Source organism: Pedobacter hartonius (assembly GCF_900107535.1).
GTDB lineage: Bacteria > Bacteroidota > Bacteroidia > Sphingobacteriales > Sphingobacteriaceae > Pedobacter > Pedobacter hartonius.
In genome coordinates this window covers 1-1,377 of the sequence record NZ_FNRA01000040.1, presented here as the reverse complement: position 1 = coordinate 1,377, position 1,377 = coordinate 1, and the positions used below count along the sequence as shown (strand labels likewise).

The 1,377-nt window shown below is 42.6% G+C and carries 1 protein-coding gene; it reads left to right on the top strand.

The window, feature by feature from the left end:
* Positions 1–75 precede the first annotated feature (75 nt).
* Positions 76–1,323, top strand: a complete 1,248-nt coding sequence (locus BLW16_RS22860) for an IS256 family transposase (protein WP_090560200.1) — start codon at positions 76–78, stop codon at positions 1,321–1,323.
* Positions 1,324–1,377 lie beyond the last annotated feature (54 nt).

Genomic DNA, 1,377 nt, shown 5'->3' with positions numbered 1-1,377 from the left:
GAGACTGTAAAGTGAACTGTGTCAACTCTAAAAAGTTAGAGTTAAAATAAGTAATTTAGTAATACTTAGGACGCGATGAAAAATAAAGAACCATTTGATTTTGAGCGCTTCAAGAATGAAGCTATGGAAGGCCTTTATCAAGGCAAGAAGATGGGTGGCACCGATGGTGTTTTCGCCCCAATGTTAAAGCACTTGTTGGAATCTATGCTCGAGGGAGAACTGGATAACCATCTCCAGGAAAGCAAGGCTACTGATGATCCCAACCGACGCAATGGAAAGACAAAGAAGACCGTTCGCAGTTTGCAGTCCGGGGAATTTGAACTGGAAAGCACGCGGGATCGCAATGGTACTTTTGAACCTAAAATTGTCGCTAAACGCCAGTTAATCATTACAGAGGAGCTGGAAGACAATGTAATAGCGATGTACGCTCGTGGAATGAGTACCCGCAATATTTCTGATTATGTAAAGGAAATGTATGCAATGGATATTTCAGCAACAGAGATATCAAACATCACAGACCGGATTATTCCAGCGATGAATGAATGGCGGAGCCGACCATTAGAAGCGGTCTATCCTTTTGTGTTTCTGGATTGTATGCACTATAAAGTGCGCGAAAGCGGAGGCGTTGAATCCCGTGCAGTTTATAATATTTTGGGGGTTAACCGTGCCGGAAAAAAGGACTTAATCGGCGTCTATCTTTCAGAAAATGAGGGCGCTAAATTCTGGCTCTCTGTACTTACTGATTTAAAGCAGCGCGGTGTAGATGATATCCTGGTTGCCTGCATAGATGGACTAAAAGGCTTTCCTGGAGCGATAGCGGCAGTATTCCCCAAGACACAGGTGCAGTTATGCATTGTCCACCAGATTCGAACAAGCCTGCGTTATGTACCAGAGAAAGATAAAAAGGTTGTCGTTGCTGATCTAAAGCCTGTTTATAAGGCCATCAATCAAGAGCAGGGATATGAAAAGTTACTGGAGTTTGAAGATAAATGGGGTAAAAAATATCCACTGTCTGTTAAGAGCTGGTTAGATAATTGGACGAATCTTTCTACATATTTTGAATATTCTGCAGAAATCAGAAAGGTCATTTACACCACTAACGCAATTGAGGGAATGCATCGTCAAATCCGCAAAATAACTAAAACAAAGGGTGCCTTTACCTCAGATCAGTCACTATTAAAGCTCGTATACCTAGCCTACAGAGACTTCTCTAAAAAGTGGACAATGCCTATCTGGAATTGGGGCTTGACAATGTCGCAGCTGCACATTAAATTTGGTGATCGATTGAAAGCCTTCGGCGACTTCTTCCTAGGTGGAGGCTGAAGAAGCCTCCACCTAGGAAGAAGTGATGTTGACACAGTTCACTTTACACTCCCA

Coding starts and splice junctions, on each gene's coding strand:
- BLW16_RS22860 (WP_090560200.1), top strand. CDS start 76: ATGAAAAATAAAGAACCATTTGATTTTGAGCGCTTCAAGAATGAAGCT.